At 72.8% G+C, this 25,986-nt stretch carries 29 protein-coding genes; 14 read left to right on the forward strand and 15 right to left on the reverse strand.

The genetic code is table 11. The features are described from left to right. Positions 1-42: 42 nt before the first annotated feature. Genes M3677_RS11440 through M3677_RS18460 form a run of 5 tightly spaced genes read right to left on the reverse strand, consistent with a single transcriptional unit; the run spans position 43 to position 3,380 of the window. A complete protein-coding gene (locus M3677_RS11440) occupies positions 43-711 on the reverse strand; it encodes a hypothetical protein (RefSeq protein ID WP_251160612.1) in 669 nt (222 codons plus the stop codon). Beyond that, entirely contained in the window at positions 708-1,136 is a 429-nt protein-coding gene (locus tag M3677_RS11445; RefSeq protein ID WP_251160613.1) for a molybdenum cofactor biosynthesis protein MoaE, read from the reverse strand. The genes M3677_RS11440 and M3677_RS11445 overlap by 4 nt, the downstream gene beginning before the upstream one ends. Continuing rightward, positions 1,133-1,645 (reverse strand): molybdenum cofactor biosynthesis protein B, encoded by a 513-nt coding sequence (locus tag M3677_RS11450; protein WP_251160614.1) that lies wholly within the window; start codon positions 1,643-1,645, stop codon positions 1,133-1,135. The genes M3677_RS11445 and M3677_RS11450 overlap by 4 nt, the downstream gene beginning before the upstream one ends. Continuing rightward, on the reverse strand, positions 1,642-2,142 hold the full coding sequence (gene moaC, locus M3677_RS11455) for a cyclic pyranopterin monophosphate synthase MoaC (RefSeq protein ID WP_066652259.1): 501 nt from the start codon (positions 2,140-2,142) through the stop codon (positions 1,642-1,644). The genes M3677_RS11450 and moaC overlap by 4 nt, the downstream gene beginning before the upstream one ends. Then, positions 2,139-3,380 carry a molybdopterin molybdotransferase MoeA gene (locus tag M3677_RS18460; RefSeq protein ID WP_251160615.1) on the reverse strand — a complete coding sequence of 414 codons (1,242 nt, stop codon included), beginning with the start codon at positions 3,378-3,380 and terminating at the stop codon, positions 2,139-2,141. Before M3677_RS18460 ends, moaC begins: the two co-directional genes overlap by 4 nt. A gap of 117 nt (positions 3,381-3,497) precedes the next feature. On the opposite strand from M3677_RS18460, the gene M3677_RS11465 reads away from it, so the two are divergent. From M3677_RS11465 to M3677_RS11500, 8 genes are all read left to right on the forward strand, one after another. Next, a complete protein-coding gene (locus M3677_RS11465) occupies positions 3,498-4,358 on the forward strand; it encodes an MTAP family purine nucleoside phosphorylase (protein WP_251160616.1) in 861 nt (286 codons plus the stop codon). Further along, the gene (locus M3677_RS11470; RefSeq protein ID WP_066652257.1) at positions 4,355-5,428 is read left to right on the forward strand and encodes an NAD(P)-dependent oxidoreductase; all 1,074 of its coding nucleotides are present in this window, start codon (positions 4,355-4,357) and stop codon (positions 5,426-5,428) included. Before M3677_RS11465 ends, M3677_RS11470 begins: the two co-directional genes overlap by 4 nt. Positions 5,429-5,890: 462 nt before the next feature. Then, positions 5,891-6,634, forward strand: a complete 744-nt coding sequence (locus M3677_RS11475; protein WP_058728516.1) for a glycosyltransferase family 2 protein — start codon at positions 5,891-5,893, stop codon at positions 6,632-6,634. Next, complete coding sequence (locus M3677_RS11480) at positions 6,631-7,281, forward strand: DUF2064 domain-containing protein (protein ID WP_251160617.1); 651 nt, start codon at positions 6,631-6,633, stop codon at positions 7,279-7,281. The genes M3677_RS11475 and M3677_RS11480 overlap by 4 nt, the downstream gene beginning before the upstream one ends. Next, a complete protein-coding gene (locus M3677_RS11485) occupies positions 7,278-7,940 on the forward strand; it encodes a class I SAM-dependent methyltransferase (protein WP_066652249.1) in 663 nt (220 codons plus the stop codon). The genes M3677_RS11480 and M3677_RS11485 overlap by 4 nt, the downstream gene beginning before the upstream one ends. 120 nt (positions 7,941-8,060) lie before the next feature. After that, entirely contained in the window at positions 8,061-8,306 is a 246-nt protein-coding gene (locus M3677_RS11490) for a hypothetical protein (protein ID WP_209683951.1), read from the forward strand. A 163-nt stretch (positions 8,307-8,469) separates the two neighbouring features. Next, positions 8,470-10,089, forward strand: coding sequence for a phosphoglucomutase (alpha-D-glucose-1,6-bisphosphate-dependent) (pgm, locus tag M3677_RS11495; protein WP_251160618.1), 1,620 nt, complete (start codon positions 8,470-8,472; stop codon positions 10,087-10,089). Between the two features lie 212 nt (positions 10,090-10,301). Next, entirely contained in the window at positions 10,302-12,725 is a 2,424-nt protein-coding gene (locus tag M3677_RS11500; RefSeq protein ID WP_251155342.1) for an MDR family MFS transporter, read from the forward strand. Positions 12,726-12,814: 89 nt separating this feature from the next. On the opposite strand, the gene M3677_RS11505 is transcribed toward M3677_RS11500, so the two are convergent. Together M3677_RS11505 and M3677_RS11510 are read right to left on the reverse strand one after the other, a co-directional pair. Continuing rightward, a complete protein-coding gene (locus M3677_RS11505) occupies positions 12,815-13,321 on the reverse strand; it encodes a hypothetical protein (protein WP_251160619.1) in 507 nt (168 codons plus the stop codon). 67 nt (positions 13,322-13,388) lie between these two features. Continuing rightward, positions 13,389-14,276, reverse strand: coding sequence for a site-specific DNA-methyltransferase (locus M3677_RS11510; RefSeq protein WP_251160632.1), 888 nt, complete (start codon positions 14,274-14,276; stop codon positions 13,389-13,391). Between the two features lie 88 nt (positions 14,277-14,364). Between M3677_RS11510 and M3677_RS11515 the strand changes: the two genes are divergently transcribed. Beyond that, the gene (locus tag M3677_RS11515; RefSeq protein ID WP_209679875.1) at positions 14,365-14,649 is read left to right on the forward strand and encodes a GNAT family N-acetyltransferase; all 285 of its coding nucleotides are present in this window, start codon (positions 14,365-14,367) and stop codon (positions 14,647-14,649) included. 18 nt (positions 14,650-14,667) lie between these two features. Here the strand turns inward: M3677_RS11515 and M3677_RS11520 are convergent, their stop codons facing one another. The 4 genes from M3677_RS11520 to M3677_RS11535 all read right to left on the reverse strand — a co-directional run bounded on the left by M3677_RS11520 (position 14,668) and on the right by M3677_RS11535 (position 17,684). After that, entirely contained in the window at positions 14,668-14,997 is a 330-nt protein-coding gene (locus M3677_RS11520) for a hypothetical protein (protein ID WP_209683961.1), read from the reverse strand. A 119-nt stretch (positions 14,998-15,116) separates the two neighbouring features. Next, positions 15,117-15,638 (reverse strand): hypothetical protein, encoded by a 522-nt coding sequence (locus tag M3677_RS11525; RefSeq protein ID WP_251160620.1) that lies wholly within the window; start codon positions 15,636-15,638, stop codon positions 15,117-15,119. A 43-nt stretch (positions 15,639-15,681) separates the two neighbouring features. After that, entirely contained in the window at positions 15,682-16,731 is a 1,050-nt protein-coding gene (locus M3677_RS11530; RefSeq protein ID WP_066652234.1) for a biotin/lipoate A/B protein ligase family protein, read from the reverse strand. 83 nt (positions 16,732-16,814) lie between these two features. Then, the gene (locus tag M3677_RS11535; RefSeq protein WP_251160621.1) at positions 16,815-17,684 is read right to left on the reverse strand and encodes an alpha/beta hydrolase; all 870 of its coding nucleotides are present in this window, start codon (positions 17,682-17,684) and stop codon (positions 16,815-16,817) included. 126 nt (positions 17,685-17,810) lie between these two features. Here M3677_RS11535 and M3677_RS11540 point away from each other — a divergent pair, with 126 nt between their 5' ends. Beyond that, positions 17,811-18,752: an acetamidase/formamidase family protein gene (locus M3677_RS11540; RefSeq protein WP_251160622.1), complete on the forward strand. Its 942-nt coding sequence runs from the start codon at positions 17,811-17,813 to the stop codon at positions 18,750-18,752. 410 nt (positions 18,753-19,162) lie between these two features. On the opposite strand, the gene M3677_RS11545 is transcribed toward M3677_RS11540, so the two are convergent. Continuing rightward, a complete protein-coding gene (locus tag M3677_RS11545; RefSeq protein ID WP_251155346.1) occupies positions 19,163-19,915 on the reverse strand; it encodes an SDR family NAD(P)-dependent oxidoreductase in 753 nt (250 codons plus the stop codon). Positions 19,916-20,033: 118 nt separating this feature from the next. On the opposite strand from M3677_RS11545, the gene M3677_RS11550 reads away from it, so the two are divergent. Then, complete coding sequence (locus M3677_RS11550) at positions 20,034-20,453, forward strand: MarR family winged helix-turn-helix transcriptional regulator (protein WP_066652230.1); 420 nt, start codon at positions 20,034-20,036, stop codon at positions 20,451-20,453. Further along, the gene (locus tag M3677_RS11555) at positions 20,450-21,796 is read left to right on the forward strand and encodes an MFS transporter (RefSeq protein WP_066652228.1); all 1,347 of its coding nucleotides are present in this window, start codon (positions 20,450-20,452) and stop codon (positions 21,794-21,796) included. Before M3677_RS11550 ends, M3677_RS11555 begins: the two co-directional genes overlap by 4 nt. Positions 21,797-21,935: 139 nt before the next feature. On the opposite strand, the gene M3677_RS11560 is transcribed toward M3677_RS11555, so the two are convergent. After that, positions 21,936-22,829, reverse strand: a complete 894-nt coding sequence (locus tag M3677_RS11560; RefSeq protein WP_251160623.1) for an alpha-E domain-containing protein — start codon at positions 22,827-22,829, stop codon at positions 21,936-21,938. 146 nt (positions 22,830-22,975) lie between these two features. Between M3677_RS11560 and M3677_RS11565 the strand changes: the two genes are divergently transcribed. Both M3677_RS11565 and M3677_RS11570 read left to right on the forward strand, forming a co-directional pair. Then, the gene (locus tag M3677_RS11565; protein ID WP_066652224.1) at positions 22,976-23,497 is read left to right on the forward strand and encodes a MarR family winged helix-turn-helix transcriptional regulator; all 522 of its coding nucleotides are present in this window, start codon (positions 22,976-22,978) and stop codon (positions 23,495-23,497) included. A 9-nt stretch (positions 23,498-23,506) separates the two neighbouring features. Beyond that, positions 23,507-23,770 (forward strand): hypothetical protein, encoded by a 264-nt coding sequence (locus tag M3677_RS11570; RefSeq protein ID WP_066652222.1) that lies wholly within the window; start codon positions 23,507-23,509, stop codon positions 23,768-23,770. A 13-nt stretch (positions 23,771-23,783) separates the two neighbouring features. On the opposite strand, the gene M3677_RS11575 is transcribed toward M3677_RS11570, so the two are convergent. Together M3677_RS11575 and M3677_RS11580 are read right to left on the reverse strand one after the other, a co-directional pair. Next, positions 23,784-24,641, reverse strand: coding sequence for an NAD(P)-dependent oxidoreductase (locus M3677_RS11575; RefSeq protein WP_209683967.1), 858 nt, complete (start codon positions 24,639-24,641; stop codon positions 23,784-23,786). Between the two features lie 128 nt (positions 24,642-24,769). Then, on the reverse strand, positions 24,770-25,903 hold the full coding sequence (locus M3677_RS11580) for a M23 family metallopeptidase (protein WP_251160624.1): 1,134 nt from the start codon (positions 25,901-25,903) through the stop codon (positions 24,770-24,772). Positions 25,904-25,986: the final 83 nt, after the last annotated feature.

A 25,986-nucleotide genomic window follows, 5' to 3' on the forward strand; every position in this document is an offset into this window, starting at 1 on the left:
GATCCGCCGAGTGCGGGACCATGCCCTGAACGAGTGCCGGGATCACGATCGGGCGTCGGTCTCCTGCGCGGTTCCACAGGTCTCGGCCGCGGTGACGTCGAGAGCGCCCCCGGCCAGCGGGTGCTGCGTCAGCCACCGTCGCGCGGCGAGGGTGTCCCGAGCGGGAACGACGACGGCTGCGATGTTCACCACGGCGAGCGCGGCGTACATCGGCCAGAGCGTGCCACCGACGGCAGCGCTGCTCACCCAGAGCACCGCTGTGGCACAGAACCACACCAGCTCTGTTCCCGACGCTGCCTGCACGGCCGCGGCGGTCACGACGTCGTGACGGTCGTCCGGCACGAAGCGGCGGCCGTGGAACGCCTGCCGGACCGCGTGCCGCTCGCGCGTCTGCAGGATCGCCACCACCGGTGCTGGCGCCGGTCCGGCGCGTCGACGTGCCGCGGCCGCTCGGATGATCTGCGTGAGCAGGAGGACGAGCGCGCCGAGGGCGACGCCGATCGACACCACCGTCCTCGCGGGTGCCTCGGGTGGCACCGCGAGCGCCAGCGCGACCAGGACGGCGACGATCCCCGCAGACCCGCCGAGGACCCATGCAACGCCACCCGCCGATCGCTGACGGTCGGCCGGGGCAGCAACCGCGAGCACGGCCTCCGCGCGCTCCTGCGCGAGTGCCCACCGGTGACCGGCCGCGGTCTCCTCGTCCGTCACAGCGCGGCGACCCACTCGTCCGTGCCGTCCGTGAACTCCTGGCGCTTCCAGATCGGCGTCCGCTCCTTCACCAGGTCGACGAGCGCGGCGCAGGCTGCGAAGGCCTCGGCACGGTGCGGCGACGCCACTGCTGCGGCGAGCGCCACGTCCCCGATGCCGAGCGCGCCGACGCGGTGCAGCACGGCGATGCGGACCTCGGGGTGGTCGACGGCGATCGTCCGGGCGACCTCGGCGATGACGTCTCCCGCGCTCGGGTGCCGTTCGTAGTCGAGTGCCGTGACGCCCTTGCCCTCGTCGTGGTCGCGGACGACCCCGGCGAAGGTCACGACGGCGCCGTCGCGGTCGGTCGTGACGGCAGCGGAGACCTCGTCCACCGTGATCACCCGGTCCACGACGTCGGCCACGACGACACGGTCGCCGCTCACGACGCGCTCCGGGGTGCGTGGCCCTCGCCGTGCAGCTGGGCCAGCACGTGGTCGAGCACCCCGTCCAGCACCGCGAGCCCGTCGGCGACGCCCCCGCGCGACCCGGGCAGGGTCACGACGACGGTGCGGCCACCGGCGATGCCCGCGACCCCGCGGGTCAGCAGCGCGGTCGGACCGGCACCGGCGAGTCCGCGCCGGCGGATCTCCTCGGTGATGCCCGGCAGCTCGAGGTCGATCAGGGGTGCGACGGCCTCGGGCGTGCGGTCGGTCGGGGTCACGCCCGTACCGCCCGTGGTGACGACGACCTTCGCGTCCGCGAGGAGCTCGGCGGACACCGTCTCGGCGATCAGGCCGCCGTCGGGCACGATCGTCGGCTCGGCGACGGCGAAGCCGCGCTCGCGCAGCCATGCGGCGATGACGGGTCCGGTGCGGTCGAGCGCGGGGTTGGTCGAGGCCTGCGTGGAGACCACGACGACGCCCGCGCGGCCCCTGGTCGGTTCGGGGCTCATCGGTTGCTCCAGTCGCCCGAGCGTCCGCCGTGCTTCTCGAGCACCCGGACGTCCGTGATCACGGCCGTGCGGTCGACGGCCTTCACCATGTCGTACACGGTCAGTGCCGCGACGCTCGCGCCGGTCAGGGCCTCCATCTCGACACCGGTGCGGGAGGTCGTGCGCACGGAGACCTCGATCCGCACGCGGTCGCCGTCGCCGGTGATGTCCACCTCGACCCCGGCGATGGGCAGCGGGTGGCAGAGCGGCACCAGGTCCGACGTCTTCTTGACGGCCATGATCGCCGCGATCCGGGCGGTGCCGATCACCTCTCCCTTGGGCAGCGACCCGTCGAGGATCCGCTCGACGACGTCGGTGCGGGTCACCAGCGTGGCCGTGGCCGTGGCCGAGCGGGCAGTGACGTCCTTGTCGGACACGTCGACCATGTGCGCGGTGCCGTCGGCGCGGACGTGCGAGAGCTCGGCGTCGCGCACGCCGTTCGGGTGGTCGTCGGTCATCGGAGGCTCCAGACGGTCAGCGGGTCCCCCGGTTCGACGGAGTCGGTGCCGAGGGGGACGTGGACGAGGTGGGTGGCAGCGGCGAGGTGCCCGAGCAGGTGCGAGCTCGGCCCGCCCACGAAGTGCACACGCCCGTCGGCGACCCGGCCGCGGCGGACCTGGTGCTTGCCGACGGGTGAGCTCGCCGACTCGGCGGCCGGCAGCTCGGCGGTCGGGCGGTCCGGTGCACCGACGAGGGCCGCGAGCTCCGGCCGCAGGAACACCTCGAACGACACGAGGGCGGACACGGGGTTGCCCGGGAACGCCACGACCGGCACTCGTCGACCGGCGAGGTCGACGAGTCCGAGGGCCTGGGGTCCGCCGGGCTGCATCGCGACCGGGGTCACGGCGAGTCCGCGCGGCTCGAGCACCTGACGCACGACCTCGTACGCCCCCGCACTGATCCCACCGGTGGTCAGGACGACGTCGGCCCAGTCACCGACGGCCGACTCGAGCCCCGGCAGGAAGGCGTCCGGGGCGTCGCTGAGCCGGACGCCACCGGCGATCGCACCGACCTCGGCCAGGGCAGCACGGAGCGCGACACCGTTCGCGTCGCGGATCACCGCGCCCGTTCCGTCCAGCCCGTCAGGCGCGGCGTCACCGGCGAGTTCGCTGCCGGTGGACACGACGAGCACGTGGACCGGGCGGACCACGGACACCTCGCGGACACCCGCCGAGGCCAGGGCCCCCAGGAGCGCCGGCGTCACCGGGGACCCGGCCGGGGCGAGCTCGGCGCCGACGGCGACGTCGCTGCCGACCCGGCGGACGAACGTCCCGGTGGTCGTCCCGGCGGGCACGGTCAGCACGTCGAGCCCCAGCGCCGCGGGGAACGCCCCCGGCGGTGTCGCCTCCACCGGCACGACGGCGTCCGCGCCCTCGGGGATCCGCGCCCCGGTCATGATCGGCGCAGCGGTGCCCGGGCCGAGCGGTGCCGGCACGGCCCCGGCGGGGATCGGGTCGACCACGCGGACGTCGTTGCCGGCATCGGTCGACCGGACGGCGAACCCGTCCATCTGGCTGTTGTCGAACACCGGCAGCGGGACCGGCGCGGAGACGGCCCGGGTGAGCACCCGGTACCCACGGCCGGCACCGGCGCCGTCCGCCAGCGCGTCGAGCGGCAGGGTCTCCTCCGCCCGCGCAGCGAGCACGGGCGCGAGGAGCGCGGCGACCTCGTCGCGGTGCTGACCGATCGTGCGCACGGATGCCTCCGAACCTCGTGGGGACGCCCCGTTCCCGGTCGATGCCGGAGGGGCGTCAGTAGCGTATCCAGGGCGCACCACGCGCCGAGGACATCCGGAGGACCTGTGGAGGACCACGTGACCACGACCGAACCTGTGGACGGAACGACGGCTCGCATCGGGGTGATCGGGGGCTCCGGCCTCTACCGCCTCTTCGAGGAGGGCACCGCCGACGAGATCACCGTGGACACGCCCTACGGCCCGACGTCGAGTCCGATCACGGTCGGCACGATGGCCGGCAAGCGCGTCGCGTTCCTCACCCGCCACGGTCGCGAGCACTCGGTCGCCCCGCACCTGATCAACCACCGCGCGAACGTCTGGGCCCTCCGGTCCCTCGGCGTGCGTGCGATCGTCTCGTCGAGCGCGGTCGGTGGCCTGCACCCGGACTACGCCCCCGGCACCTTCGTCGTGACCGACCAGCTGATCGACCGCACCTGGGGCCGGAAGGACACGTTCTTCGAGGACCAGGTGCAGCACCTGTCCTTCGCCGACCCCTTCGACCCGGTGCTCCGCCGCGCCGCGATCGACGCCGTCGCCGCGCTCGACGTGCCCTTCCGGCCGACGGGCACGTGCGTCGTCATCCAGGGCCCGCGCTTCTCGACCCGCGCGGAGTCGACCTGGATGCGCGAGGCCGGCGGCCACACGATCAACATGACGATGACGCCCGAGGTGCCGCTCGCTGCCGAGCTCGGCATCGGCACGGTCAACCTGTCCTTCGTGACCGACGCGGACGCCGGCCTGGCCCCCACCGAGGACGAGGCGGCACGGTCCACCGACGCCCCGGTCACCCACGGCGCCGTCATGGAGCGCCTGGCCCGCGCGAACGAGGTCATCGTCCGCGCCATCGGCGGCGTCGTCGCCGCGTTGCCCGACGACTACACCCCGCGCGAGCTCGTCCCGGCTGCCGCCAGCGCCAGTGTCCTCGGGGCGACGGCGTGAGCCGCCTGCTCGTCACCGGCGGCGCGGGCTTCATCGGGTCCGCGATCGTCCGTCGCGCCCTCGCCGAGGGGCACGAGGTCCGCGTGCTCGACTCCCTGCGTGACGACGTGCACGGCGACCCGGCCGAGGTCGTCCGCGCCCACGAGCAGCAGGGCCTGTCGTTCGTGCACGGCGACGTCCGTGACCGTGTCGCCCTCGAGGCGGCGCTCGACGGCGTCGACGTCGTCTGCCACCAGGCGGCCAAGGTCGGCCTCGGCGTCGACTTCCAGGACGCCCCGGACTACGTGTCGTCCAACGACGCCGGGACCGCGCACGTGCTCGCCGGCATGGACCGGCACGGCATCGGCCGCCTGGTCGTCGCGAGCTCGATGGTGGTCTACGGCGAGGGCGCGTACGAGACCGCCGACGGCGAGCCGATGCGGCCACCGGCACGACGACGCGAGGACCTCGACGCCGGACGCTTCGACCCGATCGGGCCCGACGGTCGCGCGCTCGTGCCCGGGCTGATCGACGAGTCGGCCGCCCTGGACCCCCGCAACGTCTACGCGCAGACGAAGGTCGCGCAGGAGCACCTGGCCTCGTCGTGGGCCCGCGCGACCGGCGGTACCGCGATCGCCCTGCGCTACCACAACGTCTACGGGCCGGGCATGCCGTCGAACACCCCGTACGCCGGCGTCGCGTCGCTCTTCCGCTCGGCCCTGGCCCGCGGCGAGGCCCCCCGCGTCTTCGAGGACGGCCGCCAGCGTCGCGACTTCGTGCACGTGGACGACGTCGCGGGTGCCAACGCCGCGTCGATCGCCGCGACCGCGGAGCTGCCCGCCGAGACCTTCCGCGCGTACAACGTGGGCTCGGGCGTCGTCCACACCATCGGTGACATGGCCGCGGCCATCGCCGGGCCGGACGGCCCGCAGCCGGTCGTCACCGGCGAGTACCGACTCGGTGACGTCCGACACGTCACGGCGTCGTCCGAGCGGATCCGTTCGGAGCTCGGCTGGCACGCGCAGGTCGACTTCGAGCAGGGCATGCGTGACTTCGCGACCGCACCGCTCCGCGCCGCCGTGCAGCGGTGACGCAGCGTCCAGCGGACGACGCCGCCTGAGACTCGTCTCAGCGGACACGGCTCGCGCCTCGGGGCGCGAGCCGTGTCCGCCCAGGCGAGACTCGCGTCCGTCACCGCCAGCGCGGGGCGCCACCGCACCAGCGCACCAGCGCGGGACGCCACCGCACCAGCGCGGGACGCCACCGCGCCAGCGCGGGGCGCCACCGCACCAGCGCGGGGCGAGCACGCACCACCCGCCCGCGTACGCGGACCCGGGACCGCACCCGGGCCTCCCGGCCGTCCCCCGATCGCGGGCCAGACGGTCCGATCACCGCGCTCGACACGCCCCGGGGGACAGGATCCTGTACCCCGCGACGTGTCATCGTGTTACGTCGTGAGCATGGACCGAACCCCACCCGCCGGCGACCAGCCCGACGAGGACGCGACGCGCGCGACCGGAGATCGGCCCCGTCGCCAGGGCGACCCGCACCGAATGGACCACATGACCGTCGACGTGATCCTCCCCTGCCTGGACGAGGCGGACGCGCTCCCGCGCGTCATCGGCCGCCTGCCCGAGGGGTACCGCGCCATCGTCGTCGACAACGGCTCGACCGACGGATCCGCCGACGTCGCCCGCGCCCACGGCGCGACGGTCGTCACCGAACCGGTCAAGGGCTTCGGCTCGGCGTGTGCCGCCGGCGTCGCCGCCGCGACCGCGGAGTACGTCGCGTTCTGCGACGCCGATGCCTCGATGGACCCCGCAGAGCTGCCCGACCTCGTCGCCCGCGTGGCCGACGGGCGGACCGACCTCGCCCTCGGTCGGCGCGTGCCGACCACCCGTGGCGCGTGGGCGCCGCACGCCCGCTTCGCGAACCGCGTGCTCGCGGTCCTGATGCGCCGCGCGACCGGCTACCGCCTCCGCGACCTCGGTCCGATGCGCGTCATGCGCCGCGCCGACCTGGTCGCCCTCGACCTGCAGGACCGACGCAGCGGCTACCCGCTCGAGATGGTCCTGGCGGCACACGCGGCCGGGTGGCGGGTCGACGAGTCCGACATCGGGTACGCCCAGCGCGTCGGTGACAGCAAGGTCACCGGCACGCTCCGCGGGACGGTCAACGCCGTCCGCGACATGTCCCGTCTGCTGCGCGAGTACGGCCGGGAGGCACGCCCCCGCGTGGTCGCGCCCGGTCCGGCCCGCGACGTGGCCGGGTCCACCACGGAAGGAGCACGCTCATGACGGACGTCACGGTGGTCGTCGTGGCCAAGGAGTGCCTGCCCGGCAAGGTCAAGACCCGGCTGACGCCGGCCCTGACCCCGGAGGGTGCTGCCCGCGTCGCCTCGGCCGCGCTGGCCGACACGATCGCGACGGTGCGTGCCCTGCCCGCCTCGCGTCGCGTGCTGCTCTACGACGGCGTCGTCCTGCCCGAGGGCACCGACGACTTCGAGGTCCTGCACCAGGTCGGCGGCGGCCTCGACGAGCGCCTCGGGGCGATGTTCGACGCGATGACCGGTCCGACGCTGCTCGTCGGCATGGACACCCCGCAGGCCACCTCCGAGCACCTCGCACCCGTGTTCGACGACCCGGACCGCGACGCGTGGTTCGGCCCGGCGGACGACGGCGGCTTCTGGTCGCTGTACCTGCGCGAGCCCGACGGCGCCCTGCTCCGCGGCGTCCCGATGTCGCAGGACGACACGGGCGCCGTGCAGCTCGCGCGCCTGACCGACGCCGGCCTGTCGGTCGGCACCCTGCCCGCGCTGCTCGACGTCGACACCGTCGCGGACGCCGAGCAGGTCGCCGCCCTCGCGCCGACCTCGCGCTTCGCCACGGCCTTCGCCGAAGAGCACGACACGACCATGACCACGACGACCGGAGGTGCCCGATGACGATGCACGACACCGTCACGTTCGGCGCCGGCGGCGGCGAGCCGTACGCCCGCGCCCTGCAGACCGACGGCCACCTGCGCCTGACCGACCCGGAGCGTCCCGACGTCGAGGTCACGATGGACGTCGGCCGGTGGAGCGCCGCAGCCGACCGGATCGACCGTTCCCTCCTCGAGGGCGCGGACGGCCCCGTGATCGACATCGGGTGCGGCCCCGGTCGCATGCTCGTCGCCGCCCGGGCGCTCGGCATCCCCTCGCTCGGCGTGGACGTCTCCGCCGAGGCCGTCGCGATCGCCCGACGCTCCGGCGGCACGGCCGTGCAGGGCTCGGTGTTCGACCCGATCCCCGACGAGGGCCGCTGGGACACCGCCCTCGTGATCGACGGCAACATCGGCATCGGCGGCGACCCGGTCGCGCTCCTGGCCCGGTGCGGCGAGATCGTCCGCGACGGCGGCCGCGTGGTCGTCGAGACCCACGTGGACCGCGCGGCGGACCGTGCGTTCACCGCGCACGTGGTCGACGTGGACGGCAACCGGAGCGAGGGCTTCCCGTGGGCCGAGGTCGGCGTCGACGCACTCCTCCGTCACGCGGCCACGGCGGGGCTGCGAGCCCGGCAGAGCTGGACCGCCGACGGACGGACGTTCTGCGAACTCGTCGCGTGACCGCGTCGCGTTGTCTTGCATGATTCAAGACAACGCGGTAGCGTCATGGGCAACAGCCGACGGCGTCCTGGTCGTCGGTCCGACGACCCGGGACCCTCGGCACGACGACGAGGAGCACCCGTGCAGAACCGACAGAACCCCCTCGGCGGCGCCTACGTCTCCGGTCTCGAGCAGCGCGACGAGCTCGGCGCGTACACGGTCGAGGCCGCATGGCGCCCGGTCGGCAGCTACACCGGCACCGGGGCGGGCCGTGCGCTCGGCCGCTTCGTGGACACCCAGTTCCGCCGTCCCGGCACCGCGACGTCCTCGACGCGGACCGTGACCGGCTCGCTGCGGACGACGACCGGGTCGTTCCGGACCGCCTGAGCCCCGGCTCCCCCAGACCGCGAGCGGTCGCCCGGCCCGGGACGTCCCCCCACGTCCCCGGCAGGGCGGCCGCTCGTGCCGTACCAGGGCGGTCTCCTGCCGGACCCGTGCGGCTGCGTGACACCCGGCGACGCGCGGAGGGTCCTGGTGCCAGGATGGGCGCATGAACGACCGCGCCGGCATCCCCGCGACCGCAGACGACCTCGTCGACCTCGACGCCCTCCTGGCCGCGTACCACGAGCGTGTCCCCGACGTGTCGATCCCCGAGCAGAAGGTGGTGTTCGGCACCTCCGGCCACCGCGGCTCGTCGCTCGACACCGCCTTCAACGACACGCACATCGCCGCGATCACGCAGGCGATCGTCGAGTACCGCACCGAGCAGGGCACCACCGGTCCGCTGTTCATCGGCCGGGACACGCACGCGCTCTCCGCGCCGGCGGAGCAGACCGCGCTCCAAGTCCTTGCCGCCAACGGCGTCCGCGTGCTCGCCGACGCCGAGGACGGCTTCGTCCCGACGCCCGCACTGAGCCACGCGATCATCCGGTACAACCGCGCGGAGCACGGCGACACCGCCGACGGCATCGTCATCACGCCGAGCCACAACCCCCCTCGTGACGGCGGCTTCAAGTACAACCCGCCGCACGGTGGCCCGGCCGACAGCGACGCCACGTCGTGGATCGCCGACCGGGCGAACGCGATCATCGCCGGCGGGAACGCCGACGTCCGCCGCCAGGACGAGACCGCAGCCGAGGGCTACGACTACCTCGGCACGTACGTCGCGGACCTCGAGCACATCATCGACATCGACGCGATCAAGCGCGCCGGGGTGAAGATCGGCGCCGACCCCCTGGGTGGGGCGTCCCTGCCGTACTGGGAGCGCATCCGCGACCACTACGGCCTCGACCTGACCGTCGTGAACCCCGAGGTCGACCCGACCTGGGCGTTCATGACCCTCGACTGGGACGGCAAGATCCGCATGGACCCGTCGAGCCCGTCCGCGATGGCGTCGGTGCTCGCCCACAAGGACGACTTCGACGTCCTGACCGGCAACGACGCCGACTCGGACCGCCACGGCATCGTCACGCCCGACGGCGGCCTGATGAACCCGAACCACTACCTCGCCGTGGCGATCGAGTACCTCTACGCGCACCGCCCCGAGTGGCGCGACGACGCGGCGATCGGCAAGACGCTCGTGTCGTCGAGCATCATCGACCGCGTCGCGGAGTCGCTCAGCCGCCGGCTGTGGGAGGTCCCCGTCGGCTTCAAGTGGTTCGTCCCCGGTCTCATCGACGGCTCCGTGGCGTTCGGCGGCGAGGAGTCCGCGGGCGCCTCGTTCCTCCGCAAGGACGGCACGGCGTGGACGACCGACAAGGACGGCATCATCCTGGCGCTCCTGGCGTCCGAGATCACCGCGGTGACCGGCAAGACCCCCTCGCAGCTCTACACCGAGCTCACGGAGCGCTTCGGTGCGCCGGTCTACCAGCGGGTCGACGCCGCTGCGAGCAAGGAGCAGAAGGCCCGGCTCTCGAAGCTCGACGGCGACGCGATCACCGCCGACACCCTGGCCGGCGACCCGATCACCGCGAAGCTCTCGAAGGCGCCGGGGAACGACGCCGCCGTCGGCGGCGTCAAGGTGGTCACGGACAACGCGTGGTTCGCCGCACGGCCCTCCGGCACCGAGGACGTCTACAAGATCTACGCGGAGAGCTTCGTCGGGCAGGAGCACCTCGAGCAGGTGCAGCGCGAAGCGAAGGAGATCGTGGACGCCGCCCTGGGCGCGTAGTCCCCGACGACCGACAGGGGCGTCACCGGATCCGTCCGGTGGCGCCCCTGTCGCTCCTCCGCATCCGCCGGAGGACCCTGCCGATGTCCACAGGAACGAGGCGGATGGGAACAATCCGTTTGCGCTGGTTGTATTTTTGCAGTGCGCGCAACAACGCTCCCCCGCGCCCGGGCGAGAGCGACGCGCGAGCACCAGTACGCACGGGAGACCGAATGACCCAGACGGCGACCGCACCCGCGGCCCCCACCACGTCCTCGAACGCGGTGATGAACCACCGACAGATCCTGCTCGTCATCTACGGACTGATGGCCGGCATGTTCCTCGGCGCGCTCGACCAGACCATCGTCGGCACCGCCATCCGCACGATCGGCGACGACCTGCACGGGCTTGACCAGCAGGCGTGGGTGACCACGGCCTACCTGATCGCGTCCACGATCACGACGCCGATCTACGGCAAGCTCTCCGACATCTTCGGCCGCCGCCCGCTGTTCCTCACCGCGATCGGCATCTTCATCCTCGGGTCGCTCGCCGCGTCGTTCTCGACCTCGATGCTCATGCTCGCCGGGTTCCGCGCGCTGCAGGGCCTCGGCGCCGGCGGCCTGATGTCGCTGCCGCTCGCGATCATGGGCGACATGCTCGCCCCGCGCGAGCGCGCCAAGTACCAGGGCTACTTCCTCGCCGTGTTCGGCATCTCCTCGGTCATCGGGCCGCTCGTCGGCGGCCTGTTCGCCGGCGCGTCCGAGATCCTGTTCGTCAGCGGGTGGCGCTGGGTCTTCCTGGTCAACGTGCCCGTCGGCATCATCGCGCTCTTCATGGTGACGACGTTCCTGCACCTGCCGAAGTTCGGCGACCGCGGGAAGCCCCGCATCGACTGGTGGGGCGCCTCGCTGGTCATCGTCACCCTCGTCCCGCTGCTCCTCATCGCCGAGCAGGGTCGCGAGTGGGGTTGGGACTCCCCCGGCGCGATCGCCTGCTACGCGATCGGCGCGCTGGGTCTCGTCGCCTTCGTGATCGTCGAGCGCTCCATGGGCGACGACGCGATCCTCCCGCTCAAGCTCTTCGGCTCGCGGGTGTTCTCGATGGCCGCGGTCCTGTCCGTGCTCGTCGGCTTCGGGATGTTCGGCGCGATGCTGACGATCCCGCTCTACCTGCAGATCGTCAAGGGCGTCACCCCGACCGAGTCCGGCTTCGCCATGCTGCCGATGGTGCTCGGTCTGATGATCTCCTCGATCGCCTCGGGTCAGATCATCTCGCGCACCGGCCGCTACGGCGCCTTCCCGATCACGGGCACCGCGTTCACGGCGATCGGCTTCACGCTCCTCACCTTCCTGACCGCCGACAGCCCCCTCTGGTTCCTCATGCTCGGCATGTTCGGCATCGGTCTCGGGCTCGGGCAGCTCATGCAGACACTGACCCTCGCCGCGCAGAACTCGGTCTCCCCGCGGGACATCGGCGTCGCCACGAGTGCAGCGACGTTCTTCCGCCAGATCGGCGGCACGATGGGCACCGCGGTGCTCCTGTCCGTCCTGTTCACGCTCATGCCGACGAACATCACCGGCGCGATGCAGAACGAGTCGACGCTCAAGCCGGCCCTCACCGCCGCGCTCACCCCCTCGGTCGCCAGCGCGTCCGAGAACAAGGGCGTGATGGACCAGATCTGGTCGAAGATCGTCGACCCGGTGCAGCAGAACGTGCAGCAGGGTCTCGACCAGGGTGCCGCAGCGGCGAAGCAGGCCGCGGACCAGGCCGTGACGAAGCAGGTCACCGCGCAGGTGCAGCAGCAGGTCGCCGCCGGCCGGATCCCCGCCGCCTCCGCCGACTCGGTCATCGCCGAGCAGGTCGCCGCGAACAAGTCGGCCGCCGAGCAGCAGGCGCTCGAGACCGCCGCGTCCAAGGCGAACGCCGAGGTCGTCGACGGCACGCTGCAGATCGACTACAGCAACGCCGACCAGCGGAAGGCCGTGGTCGACGAGGTCGCGCCGAAGCTGGTCGACCAGCTGAAGAACGGCGACACGGCGGCCAGCTCGTCCGCCGGCTCGGCCACGAGCGACACGTCGTTCCTCAACGGTGCGGACCAGCGGCTCACCCGTCCGTTCCTGGTCGGGTTCAGCCAGTCGGCCGTCGTCGTCTACTTCGTCGGGCTGGGCGTCATCCTGCTCGCCTTCGTCCTGACCTGGTTCTTCCGGGTCCCGCCGCTCCGCAAGGTGTCTGCACTGCAGGAACAGGCGAACGCGGCGAAGGGCGACTCCGACCGCCTGGCGGCGGACGCGCAGCAGGCGGCGGCGGACACCGGCTCGCTGGTCACCCCGGACACGGGGTCGGTCCGGGCGGTCCCGACCTCGCCCGACGTCACGGTGCAGCAGCCGCAGGACCGGTCCGGAGGCACCACCTCCCCCGCCGACCGGCCCGCCTCCGACACGGGTGCAGCTGACCGCGCCGGTCACCACCCCGAGGGCGGCACCCGGGCACCGCTCACCGACGCGACCACGCACGGCGCGCACGCCGCGGCGGCACCGGTGGACGAGCCTCCGGCCACGACCGCGACCATCCGGACGCACCCGGCGCACGCCTCGTCGGACGGGGCCACGCCGCCGGGTACCACGGCCGAGCACCACGGGCGACACACGGCGGAGTAGCCCGCCGCCGCTGGGAGGCGACATCGTCGACGTCGTACGACGTCGAGGGTGTCGCCTCCGTCGTCCCGCCCGGACGGGCGCCGCGCTCGTCAGCGCTGCCCGCGCTCCTGCTCCCGGAGCTCGACGTAGTCGCCAGCCGCGCACTCCGAAGTCGCACTGATCGTGTCGCCGCCGCCCAGGTCGGACGAGTTGAACGCGATGTTCGCGATCCCGGCGCCCCTGCCGTTGAGTCCGGAGTAGCTGCCGTCCCGGTTGGTGAAGCGCTCCGTCACGAGCCCGGCACGCTTCCACAGCGTGGTGAGGGTGCTGACATCGGTCTCGATGTCGCCGCGCTCGGCTCGCGAGGACAGGATCGTGTAGTGCACGCCCTCGCCGTTGCCGCGTTCGTCCGTGCACGTCCCGAGTCGTGGGCCCTCCTCCACGGTCCAGTCCCCTCCGAGCGCACTGGCCGAGTCGTCCACGATCTGCTGCACCGCTCGCTCCGCGTCCTCGGGCCGCGACGACGGGGAACCCGTCCCGCCCGTGCACCCGGCCGTGAGGGCGAGTCCACTGACCATCAGTCCGACCGCAGCCGTGCGGACCCTCTTCGCCGCCATCGCCCCCGTCTCCCCGGGCGCAACGCGTCCGCCCCGATCCATCCTGGCCGCTCCGGGCGGCAGGCGCTCAGTCCTCCTGCGCGACGGGAGACACGACCGCCGAACCGACCGCCGACTCGACCGCTGCGTGCGGCAACCGGCGCCGCATCACGTCGACCGCCACCGGGTTGTCGTCCACGAGCACGAACCGCCGGCCCAGGTCACGAGCGACCGCACCGAGCGTGCCGCTCCCCGCGAAGAAGTCGAGCACCCAGTCCCCCTCGCGCGACGACGCCTGCACCATCCGACGCAGGACCCCCTCGGGCTTCTGCGTCGGGTAGCCGGTCTTCTCGCTGCCGGTCGGCGACACGATGGTGTGCCACCACACGTCCGTCGGCAGCTTCCCGCGCTCGCGCTTCTCCGGCGTGACGAGTCCCGGCGCCATGTACGGCTCGCGGTCGACCGTCTCGGAGTCGAACCAGTAGCGCTCCGGGTCCTTCACGTAGACCAGGATCGTGTCGTGCTTGGTCGGCCAGCGCGTGCGGGACTTCGCGCCGAAGTCGTACGCCCAGATGATCTCGTTGAGGAACGCGTCGCGGCCGAAGAGCGCGTCGAGCAGCACCTTGGCGTAGTGGGCCTCGCGGTAGTCGAGGTGCAGGTACAGCGTGCCGTCGTCGGTGAGCAGCCGCCAGGCCTCGAGCAGGCGTGGCTCGAGGAACGCCCAGTAGTCCTCGAAGCGGTCGTCGAAGCGCATCAGGTCACCGCGGATCCGCTCGTAGGTCCGACCACGGAAGCCCGTGATCGTCCCGGCGTCGCCGACGGTCCGGCGCTCGGCGGTCACCGCGTGGCGCCGCTGCTTCCGTCCGGTGTTGAAGGGCGGATCGAGGTAGACGACCGTGAACGACGCGTCGGGCAGTGTCGGCAGGACGTCGGAGTTGTCGCCGAGCACGACGAGGTCGGGGCTCGAGTCGTCGATGCTGCGCACCGGACCATCCTCCCGCAGAGCGGACCGACGCCCGACCGCACCCAGCCCCCACCCCGTCCGACGGCGTACGGTCCCCTGCATGGCATCACCCGAGGTCCGCAACGACACCGACGCGCAGCAGTACTCCCTGGTCGAGGACGGCGAGGTCATCGGCTTCGCGGCGTACGAGGTCGACGGCGACGAGATCCGCTTCACCCACACCGAGGTCGACCCCGCGCACCGCGGTGGTGGCCACGCGTCGATCCTCGTCCAGCACGCGCTCGACGACGTCCGCGAGGGGTCCCTCCGGGTCGTTCCGCTCTGCACCTACGTCAAGGCGTGGATCGAGCGGCACCCGGACTACCAGGAGCTCACCACGCGCTAGCGCGGCAGGTGCTCGCGCTCAGTAGGTGCGGTCGAGCGTGCCGGGTCGCGCCTCGTGCCGCCCGCCGTGTCCGACCGCAGGCACACGGATGAGGACGGTGCCGCTGAGCAGGTCGTGGTCGTCGTCGGCGGGCGTCGGGGCCTCCTCCGGGAGGCGCGACTGCCGCTCGTACTCGGCCTGCGTCTCGTGACGGGTCGGGGCGAACACCTCGTCCATCATCGCGCCGACACCGCCGGATCCGCCGCTGCGTGTGGCCTTGTTCGACAGGTCGATCCACCCCACGCGATCGGCGACCCACATCACGACGGCCGCCACGGCCACCGCCCCCAGGAGGATCAACCAGTTCACGGTCCCGACGCTACGTCAGTCGACCGGCCAGGGCCTCCGCCGCGCGGATGATCCTGGCGATCGGTCCGCCGCGACGGCGGACTGCTCGCGAGCTCCCGCACCGGTGTCCGTCGTGCGGATCAGTCGACGACGACCGTCGCCTCCGGCTCGAAGCCGCGGTGCACGATGGAGACGTACCAGTACGAGACGACGTCGCCGTGCCGGACAGCATCGCTCGCGTCCGACTGCGGCTCCACCTCGACCGTCAGCCCGCCGCCGCGCGGCACCGTGACCGGCACCCTCGTGACCAGGCCGCACGGTACGTCGGTGCGCAGGACCTCGTGACGGCCGCCGGGTCCCACGGACACCCGCAGGCGCTTGCCGTCGACGCCGTTGCAGGCGACGAGGAGGTCCCAGTCGCCGGCGGGCGTCTCCGTCCCGGCCGCGCCACGGTCGAGTCCGTTCGACGAACCGAAGCCGCGGTCCCCGTCGAGCAGCGCCGCGTTCATCGCGTCGCCCCACCGGTCGAGTCCTGCCGCCCGTGTCGCGTCGGCATCGTCGGACAGCAGTCCGGAGACAGGTGCGGACGAGCAGGCCGTCGCGACACCGAGGACCACGAGTCCTGCGACCGTGGCGGACAGGAGACGGCTCGGACGACGCATGCGCAGAGCACAGAGGGCGCTCCGTACGGGCGTCACTGCCCGGTCAGGGCACCCGCTCGAGCCACTCCCGCGTCGCGAACTTCGTCTCGACCAGCTCCCGCGCGCGGGCCCGCTCCGCCTCGGTCACGTGGCCCTCGTGCGCGCCGTAGAGCTTCGTGAAGGTGCCGATCAGCCGGTCGATGATCTCGGCTCGGGTCAGGCCGGTCTGCGAACGCAGCGGGTCGACACGCTTGGCGGCCGAGGTCGTCCCCTTGTCGCTCATCTTCTCGCGACCGATGCGGAGCACCTCGACCATCTTCTGGCCGTCCATGTCGTAGCTCATCGTGGCGTGGTGCAGCAGGGCGCCGGTGCCGAGCCGCTTCTGCGCCGCGCCGCCGATCTTGCCCTTGGTCGAGGAGATGTCGTTGAGCGGCTGGTAGTACGCGTCGATCCCGAGTGACTTCAGCGCCTCGATCACCCACTCGTCCAGGTAGGCGTACGAGTCGGCGAAGGTCATGCCCTGCACGAGGTCGGTCGGCACGTACAACGAGTACGAGATGATCGCGCCGGCGTCCATGAACATGGCGCCACCGCCGGAGATGCGGCGGACGACCTCGACGCCGTACTTCGCGGCACCGGTCGGGTCGACCTCGTTCTTCAAGGACTGGAACGACCCGATCACGACCGCGGGCTGGTCCCACTCCCAGATGCGCAGGGTCGGACCGCGACGGCCGGCACCGACCTCCTCGGTCAGGACCTGGTCGAGTGCGAGGTGCTCGTTCGGGCTGATCGGCCCCTCGTGCACGATCTCCCAGTCGTACTCCTGCCACGTCGACGCCCGCGAGAGCGCGCGACGGACGGCGACCCCCACCGACTCCGGTGTGAAGCCGAGCAGCACCGCCCCCTCGGGCAGCGCCGTGCGGACCGCGGCGGCGATGCCGGCCGCGTCGGTGGTCGCGGGCAGGCCGTCCACGGCCTGGTCGATCAGCGGCAGCGCGTCGTCCGGCTCGAGGAAGAAGTCGCCCGCCAGCCGGAACTCCTGGATGCTCCCGTCGACGACCTCGAGGTCGACGACGACCAGCTTGCCTCCGGGGACCTTGTACTCACCGTGCACAGGGCGAGCCTACGCCCGCCACCGGCCGGACGGGAGGCACGGGGCACCGCTGCCACGCGCCTCCCGTCCGGCACCCCGTCGCGTCAGCGCGTCACGTGGCGGTCGAGCCACGCGATCAGGTCGGCGACCACCTCGTCGCGGTTCGTCTCGTTGTAGACCTCGTGCCGCGCCCCCTCGTAGACGTGGACCTGGACGTCCGACAGCCGACCGCGACGGCGGTACGCCTGGGCGAGCCGCTCCACGGAACGGGGGCCGCCGAGGGTGTCGTCCGATCCGACCTGCAGCAGGATCGGCAGGTCGTGCGGGATGCCTCGGCGCGGCACGCCGAGCAGCCGCGCTGCGTCACGGACACCGAAGAGCTTGATCACGTCGGCCTCGACCGCGAGCGGGTCGGCGGCGATCGCGTCGATGACGGCCCGGTCGCGCGTGATCCACTCGAACTTCGTCGGTCCGGAGCCCGCGTGCCGGGCGTTCAGGTCGCCGCTGTTCATCCACCCGGGCAGTCGGTACGCCGTGGCGGAGAGCACGACCCCGTCGTACCGCTCCGACGAGGTGTTGACGATCCGCTGTGCCATGAGCGACCCCCACGAGTGCCCGACGAGCACGAGCGGGACGCCGGGGTCCTGCGCGCGGGCGACGGCGGTCATCTGCTCCACGGCCGCGATCGCCGCACGCAGGCCACCGGGTCCCAGCCGTCCGAGCCGCGCGTGGTCCCCGTCCCACTGCGCCAGACCGGTCCGGCCGTGCCCGCGGTGGTCGTTCGCGTGCACGGTGTACCCGGCACGGACGAGGTCCTGCGCCAGCGGCTCGTACCGGAGCCCGTGCTCCCCGACGCCGTGCGCGATCTGCACGATGCCCTTCGGCCTGGCGGCGCGCCAGGTCGAGTAGACGATCTCGACGCCGTGGGCGTCGGTGAACGAGGAGTCCCCTCGAGCGGCGGAGAAGGTGGGCACGGGTCGATCCTCGCAGACGTGGAGGCGGCGCAGGCGGTCCGTGGCGTGTCCGTCCGGCGTCCACGCAGCCGGCTCGGAGCCTGCGCATGTCCACCAGGAACGCTGCACGCCTGGGAGGATCGACCGGTGACCTCCCACCGCATCGATGCCTCGCCCGACACCGCTGTCGACGTCCTCACCGCGGAACGCGAGCCCGTGCTCCGCGTCGAGGACGGTGACACCGTGACCGTCCGGACGCTGAGCGCCGCGGGCTACACCGAACGGCTGGCCGCGCCGGGGGCGGACGCGCCGACGCTCCTCGATCCGCGACGCGGGCACTGCCTGGTCGGACCGATCGCGGTCGCGGGAGCGCGACCCGGACAGGTGCTCGCCGTGCGCTTCGACGCGCTGGTGCCGGACGACTGGGGCTACACCGGGTCCGGCGGCGTCGACACCCCGGTCAACCGGGCGCTCGGGCTCGTCGACGCTGCGTCGCGCGGGCCGCTGCTCTGGGACGTCGACGCGGACGCCGGCACGGCGTGGAACCAGCTCGGGCTGGGCGTCCGGACCGCGCCGTTCCTCGGCGTGGTCGGTCTGCCGCCGGAGCCCACCGGGGAGCACTCGACGATCCCGCCGCGTCCGCTCGGCGGGGGCAACATCGACTGCCGAGAACTGGTCGCCGGCGCGACGCTGTACCTGCCCGTCACCGTGCCGGACGCGCTGCTCTCCGTCGGGGACGGGCACGCCGCACAGGGCGACGGCGAGGTCTCCGGCACCGCGGTCGAGTGCGGCATGACCACCACGATGACGCTGTCCCTGCTCGACCACGCCCCGGTCGAGGGCGTCCACGCCGACACCCCTGCCGGCCGCATCACGTTCGGGTTCGACGCCGACCTCAACACGGCGACGACGACGGCGCTCGACCGGATGGTCGACTGGATCGTCGGGCTGCACGGGATCACCCGCGGGCAGGCACTGGCGATGGCGAGCGTCGCGGTGAGCATGCGCGTGACCCAGGTCGCGAACCGGACCTGGGGCGTGCACGCCCTGCTCCCCCACGACGCGATCCTCGCGCCCGACGCAGGCTGAGCGCCCGACGCGAGCCGACGGTCCATCGGCACCACGCGCCGGGACGGGAGGCGCGACCAGCGTGCTCGACGTCGGGGACTCGGGTCGCGCCTCCTGTCTGCCCGTTCCTTCCCATGACACTCGCGATGCAGGGAGAGAACGGGCGTACCTGACCGGAAGTTCCGACCAGGTACGCCCGGACCGACCAGGCACGCCCGATCCGTCCCGGGTGGCAGGCGCGCCACCATTCTCGTCGCGTCCGCGCTGGCGAGACGGCGCGCTCGCGCCGCGCCGCGCCTCCCGTTCGCCCGTTCTTTCCCATCGCACCTGCGATGGAAGGTGAGAACGGGCGTACCTGGTCGATCGTTGCGATCAGGTACGCCCGTTCTCACCGGGTACGCCCGATCCGACCAAGTACACCCGCTCCGGGGTCAGTGCGCGGAGTACCCGCCGTCGACCAGGTGGTAGCTGCCGCTGATGAACGAGGCCTTGTCGCTCAGCAGGAACAGCACGAGCGCTGCGACCTCGGCATCGGTACCGAGCCGCTTCGCCGCGTGCTCACCCTCGAGCGCCGCGAGCTCCTCGGCGGAGAGCGACGACCGGACGAGCGGGGTGTCGATGAACCCGGGACCGACCGCGTTCGTGCGGACACCCTGCGCCGTGTACTCGAGCGCCGCGACCTTGGTCAGCCCGACGAGCGCGTGCTTCGACGCCACGTACGCGGCGTTGTGCGCGATGCCGACCGACCCCAGCACCGACGCCATGTTCACGATCGCGCCACCACCGGCAGCCAGGATCGCCGGGATCTCGTAGCGGAGCCCGTAGAAGACGCCGTCGAGGTCGACCGCGCGGACCCGGTCCCACGCCTCGACGTCGTACTCGCCGATGGGCTGGGGAGCCGCACCGATGCCGGCGTTGTTCACCGCGAGGTGGAGCGCGCCGTAGGTGTCGACCGCGTGCTGGACCATCCGCTCGTTGTCGCCCGCGACCGCGGAGTTCGCCTCGAACGCACTCGCGGTGCCCCCGGCGTCCTCGATCTCGGCCACGACGCGCTGCGCAGCCTCGGCCTTGATGTCGGTGACGACGACCCGCGCGCCCGCGGCCGCGAGCTCCTTCGCGATCGCAGCCCCGATGCCGCTGCCGCCACCAGTGACGACGGCGACCCTGCCCTCGAACTCGGACATGTTCTCCTTCTTCCTCGACGTTCCGTCGATCGTGCACAAAGCAACACGTGTTGCGTACGCAGCGTACACCTCGCGCAGACCAGTTCGTTCGCTGAACTAATGAGGTAGGCTAACGGTCGTGCCCGACACCTCACTCGCCACCGACCTCCGCGTCGCGGTGGCCCGGTTGTCCCGGACGCTGCGCGCACAGAAGGTCGACGCGAGCATGACGGACGGCCAGTTCTCGGCCCTCGCGCGACTGCACCGCGAGGGCGCCATGACCCTCGCCGAGCTCAGCCGGCAGGACGGCGTCACACCGCCGAGCATGACGAAGTCGATCGCGGTGCTCGTGGACCGTGGCCTCGTGTCGAAGGTCGACCACGGCGACGACCGCCGCAAGGTCCTGCTCGCCGCGACCCCGGCCGGAGCGACCTTCGTCGAGGAGACCCGGCGCCGCCGCGACGACTGGCTCTCCCCGCGCCTCACGACCCTGACCGCCACCGAGCGCCGCACCCTCGCCGAGGCCACCGAGATCATGAGGAGGCTTGCCCAGCAGTGACCGCCCTGTTCCGCTCCCTGTCCACCCGCAACTACCGCATCTGGTTCGCCGGGGCCCTGGTCTCCAACGTCGGCACCTGGATGCAGCGCACCGCCCAGGACTGGATCGTCCTGACGAAGCTGTCCGACAACGACGCGATCGCGGTCGGCATCACGATGGCGCTGCAGTTCGGTCCGCAGCTGCTCCTGCTCCCGCTGACCGGCCTGGCTGCGGACCGCTTCGACCGGCGGCGGATGCTCATGCTGACGCAGGGACTCATGGGCGCCCTCGGGCTCGGCCTCGGGATCATGGTCCTCACCGACACGGCGACCCTGTGGTCCCTGTACGGCTTCGCCCTGGCGCTCGGCATCGTCGCCGCGTTCGACACCCCGATCCGGCAGGCGTTCGTCTCCGACGTCGTGCAGGGCGAGCACGTCTCGAACGCCGTCGCGCTGAACTCGGCGTCCTTCAACGCCGCCCGGCTCATCGGGCCCGCGGTCGCGGGGGTGCTCATCGCCGCGATCGGGTCCGGCTGGGTGTTCGTCATCAACGCCGGCTCGTTCCTGGCCGTCCTCGTCGCGCTCCGCTTCGTCGACCCCGCCCAGCTCGCCGAACGCGTGCGCGCGAAGCGCGGGAAGGGGCAGATCCTCGCCGGCTTCACCTACGTGCGGACCCGTCCGGACATCATCGTGGTGCTCTGCATGATCTTCGTCGTGGGGACCTTCGGCGTGAACTTCCCCATCTTCACCTCGACCATGGCGCGGGTCGAGTTCGGCAAGGGTGCCGGCGAGTTCGGCCTGCTGAACTCCGTCATGGCGATCGGTTCGGTCGCCGGCGCGCTCCTCTCCGCCCGGCGGGACCGCCCGCGGATGCGGACCCTCGTCGTCGCCTCGGCCGGCTTCGGCCTGGCGTGCACGGCGGCGGCCCTCGCCCCGACGTACTGGACCTTCGCGGTCGTGCTCGTCTTCGTCGGCTTGGCCTCGCTCACCTTCATGACCACGGCCAACGCGCTCGTGCAGACCACCACGAAGCCCGCGATGCGCGGTCGCGTGATGGCGCTGTACATGGCGATCTTCGCCGGGGGCACGCCGATCGGCGCCCCGGTGGTGGGCGCCGTCGCGGATGCGTGGGGGCCACGCTGGGCGATCGTGGTGGGAGCCGCGTCGGGCTTCGTCGCGCTCGCGATCGCCCTGGTCTGGCTCGTCCGCTGGGAACACCTGCGGCTGCGGTACGACGCCGACGCCCGACTGCACCTCGCGGTCACGCACGCGGTGCCGGTGGTCGGCACGCGGGCGTCGCGTGCCGCGCTGCGGCGCGACCTGGAGCGCGACGAGGCGGTGGCGGACCGGTCCAGCTCGGTCTGAGCGTCGGGACCGTCGCCGGCCAGGAGGCACGGGCCACCCCCGCCGCGCGCGCACCGCGACAGGATGTCGGCCGGGAGGCACGGTGCCAGCCCGCCACGGCCCTCCCGTCCGGCGCTGTGCCCCGCCCGACGACCGCAGCTCAGCGCGCGGGGGTCGCGACCGTGAAGACGCGGTCCTCGAGCGCCGCGACGACGGCGTCGACCGCGGCGGCGAGTCCCTCGGCGGCGGCTCGGATCCGGTCCGGAGCACCGACCTCCACGCGTCCGAGCGCCGAACGCGCGACCCGGAACGCGGCGACCTGGTCCCCCACGCAGGCGGGCGCGACGTCCGCGAGGCAGTCGTCGGCGCGCGCCGCGAGGAACGCGAGCGACCGCGGACTGTGCGACTCGTGGAGCAGGAACCCGGCGGCGTCCCGCGGATCGACGCCGTGGTGGTCGCGCCCCCGCCGGAAGGCCTCGCCGGCACCGCACGCCCGCAGCGCGGTGGTCCACGACGCCGCCGACCCCGCATCGACGAGCGACGACGCCAGCAACCGCGCCGTGAGGCCGCACCGCAGCAGGGACCTGCCCAGGGTGAAGAACTCCCACACCTCGTCGCGGCTGACGTCACCCTCGACGACGCCGACGGCCAGCGCGCTCCGTTCCCGCACCCACGCGAGGAACTCGTGCGCCCGGTCGACGGCGACCTTGCGCGGCATGCGCGACCGGGTGACGTCGAGGCAGTCCCAGAGCTCGGTGGACACGACCTCGCGCGCGCGACGGGCGTGGTCCCGTGCCACACCGACCGCGTGTGCGACCGAGGCGGGTTCGTGCCGGTCGAGGGCGAGCGACTCGACGACGGCCGCACGCTCACGGCGTCGTGCGGGCGCGTGTGCCCCCACGACGCGGTGCAGCACGGAGCCGACCGTGGACTCCTCCTCGACCACACCCGCGTCGGGCCGGACGACGTAGACGTCGAGCATCCTCGCGACCACGTCGGCCCGCTCCACCGCGCTCCCGACGTGGAACACGCTCCCCGCGAGTCGGCTCAGCACGTCGGCTCCTGCATGCGGCGAAGCTACCGAGCGGGCGTTGCGGCGGTGTTTCGGGACCGCGTCACGGGTGTTGCGAGCCATCCGGCAGACGCGCTCCCAGGGGACACTCGCTAGACAATCTAACTAGAGCGTCTAGCATTGTCCGTATGACGACCGAGGTGACGAACACCACCACGGGCTTCTGGTACGGGTCAGGATCCAGGGTCGACGCGGTGGACGTACTGAACGCGCTCCGTAGGTACCGGAGCGCCGAGAGTGCTGCACAGCGCCGGGCGCGCGAGGCACTCGGCATCGGCGAGAACGCACTGCTCGCGCTCCGGGTCCTGCTGGACGCCGAGTCCGAGGGACGCTCCGTCAACGCGAAGGAACTCGCCGACCGACTCGAGATCACGCCGGCGTCGACCTCGGCACTCGTGGACCGACTCGTCCGCAGCGGTCACGTCGAACGACACCCCGACCCCCACGACCGCCGTGGGGTCATCCTCACCGCGTCCGGCGGGTCGATGCGGCAGGTGCTGCGGGTGATCGACCAGCTCGACACGCGCGCGATCGAGGTCGCCGAGCACCTGCCACAGACGGACATGTCGGTCATCGTCGCGTTCCTCGAGGAGATGGCCCGGGTCGTCGACCACGACGAGGACGCGGCCGACACGGAGCGCTCCGCGTAGCCTCGTCCCATGCCCAGCGCACCGGACGAACCCGTCGGGGTCCCACCGCTCGGTCCGCGGTCGCAGGAGCCGGGCCGCGAGCACGCGCGCGACCCCGAGGACGACATGCCGCTCGCCGAGCTCGACGCACGCGCCCGGGCCGACGCCGCACTCCGGCGCATCCGGAACGGCGCCGACCCCGCGCGGGAGGCCTTCGACCTGGCGAACACGATGAACGACGAGGCCGTCGGACGACTCCGCGGCGCCGTGCTGCGCTGGCTGCGCCGAGACTGACCCGGCGGGCGGCCTACCGCTGGTCGTCGGCGAAGGCGGTGCCCACCGCAGCGATGTCGTCGGCGCCGTGCCCGGCTGCACTCGCGTCGGCGTAGACCCGGTCGAGCGCGTCGAGGAGGGTCGTCGACACCCCCGCGGTCCGTGCCGCGTCGCCGATCAGCCCGATGTCCTTCCGCAGGCCGTCGAGGGCGAACTGTGGCGCGAGGTCACCGCCGATCATCGCTGCACCCTTCGTGTGCGCGTAGGGCGAGTCGCTCGCGGTGCCGTCGATCGCGTCGAGGAACAGCTGCGGGTCGAGTCCGAGCGCACGGGCGATCGCGAGCGACTGGCCGGTGGCGGCGGTGATCGACGCGACCCAGGCGTTGGCCGCGAGCTTCAGGGCCGTACCGTCGCCGACCCGCTCCCCCGCGCGGACGGTCTTCGCCCCGATGGCGTCGAGCACCGGGTCCACACGGTCGAGCACGTCCGACGGGCCGGCGGCGAGCATGGTGAGCTTGCCCTGCTCCGCCGGGGCCTTCGTGCCGAGCATCATCGCCTCGACGAGGGTGATGCCGTACTTCTCGGCCAACTGCACCACGGTCTCGGTCCCCGCGACGCCGATGGTCGAGGCCTGCACCCACACGGCGTCCGCGGGAGCGTCCCCGGCAGCGGTCTCGAGGACGTCGACGACCGCATCGGTGTCGAAGAGCGTCAGCAGGACGACCTCGGCGTCGCTGACCGCCGCGGCAGCGTCCGTCGCCACGGTGGCGCCGGCGTCGCCGAGCGGGCGGGCCTTGTCGGCGCTGCGGTTCCACACGGTCACCCGGTGGCCCTCGCGCAGCAGCGACCCCGCGACCCCTGCACCCATCGTCCCCGTACCCAGCACCGTCACGCGCACCACTGTCTCCGTCCTGCGTCCGGCACCCTGCCGACGTCGCTCTCGACGCTACGCCTGCACGGCCCGACCATCCTGGCCCGGTCGGCGTGCGGACGCCGACACCCGTCGCCGGTGCGACCCGTTCAGAGCAGGCCGCGAGCGGCCAGCCACGGGGCCGGATCGATCGGCGTCCCGCCGACGATGACCTCGAAGTGCAGGTGCGGGCCGGTGGAGACCCCGGTGCTGCCCACGGCGCCGAGCTGTTCGCCGGCCGACAGCGTCTGCCCGGGCAGGACGTCGATGCGGGACAGGTGCCCGTACCGCGTCTGCGTGCCGTCCGGATGTGCGAGGAGCACCTGGTTGCCGTACCCGCCGAGCGGCCCGGCGGACACGACCCGTCCGGGCATCGAGGCGACGACGGGCGTCCCGGATGCCGCGGCGAAGTCGAGCCCGTGGTGGTTCGTCGAGCACGCACCACACCCGGCGACCTGCCGACCGCCGAAGCCTCCGGCGGTCGGGATCGTCCCCGCGACGGGACGGACCACGTCCGAGCCCGTCGTGATCTGCACGCGGCCGTGTCGATCGCCACCCGCCCGGGTCGCCTGCACGTCGAAGCCGTCGCGGACGACGGTGACGGTGACGCCGGACGCGACGCGGTAGTGCTGCTCCGGCGCCGGGGCGACCTGGTGCGCGGGTGCGGATGCGGGTGCGGCGCCGAGACCGAACCCGGTGGGGTCGTCGAGTGCGGCGGCCGGGGTCGACACGGAGACGACCAGGCAGGCTGCGAGGGCGGACGCCGTCACCGGGAGGAGTCGCGAGGACGACCCCGATCGGGCCGCCGGCAGCGCCGCGGGACGCTGAGGCCGACCGACAGCGACGCCCCTGCGGAGCTCGGGGACGCGCCGGTCACGCCCGGGTCGCCCGGAGATGCGCGGGTCGGGCACGCGCAGGTCGGGTACGCGCAGGCCGTGCTTGTTGTGCTTGTTGTGCTTGTTGTGCTTGCCGAGCCTGCCGGGACGATCGGCGGACCGGCGAGGGGTGCGGAGGTCACGACGACTCGGCAGGGCTGCTCCGGACCGAGCGTCGTCGATGGCGGTGGTGGTGGTGGTGGTGGACACCGAGGCGGCGGCAGGGGGGACCGCCGCCTCGGCGGTCTGGTGGCCGACACGGACGGACCGGGCAGTGGCGTCGTTCGCCGCTCGGCGGGCCGCTCCGCGGGGGCGGATCGGTGCCGCCGGCGCCGAGCCGGGGGCGCTGTCGGTCGTGGTCGTCGTCATCGTGTCGGGAGGTCGGATCGGGTGGGTCGGGATGGGGTGTGTCGGGATCGGGTGTGTCGGGACGTTCGGACGTCGTCCGTCAT

The organism is Curtobacterium sp. P97 (assembly GCF_023712445.1).
Classification (GTDB): domain Bacteria; phylum Actinomycetota; class Actinomycetes; order Actinomycetales; family Microbacteriaceae; genus Curtobacterium.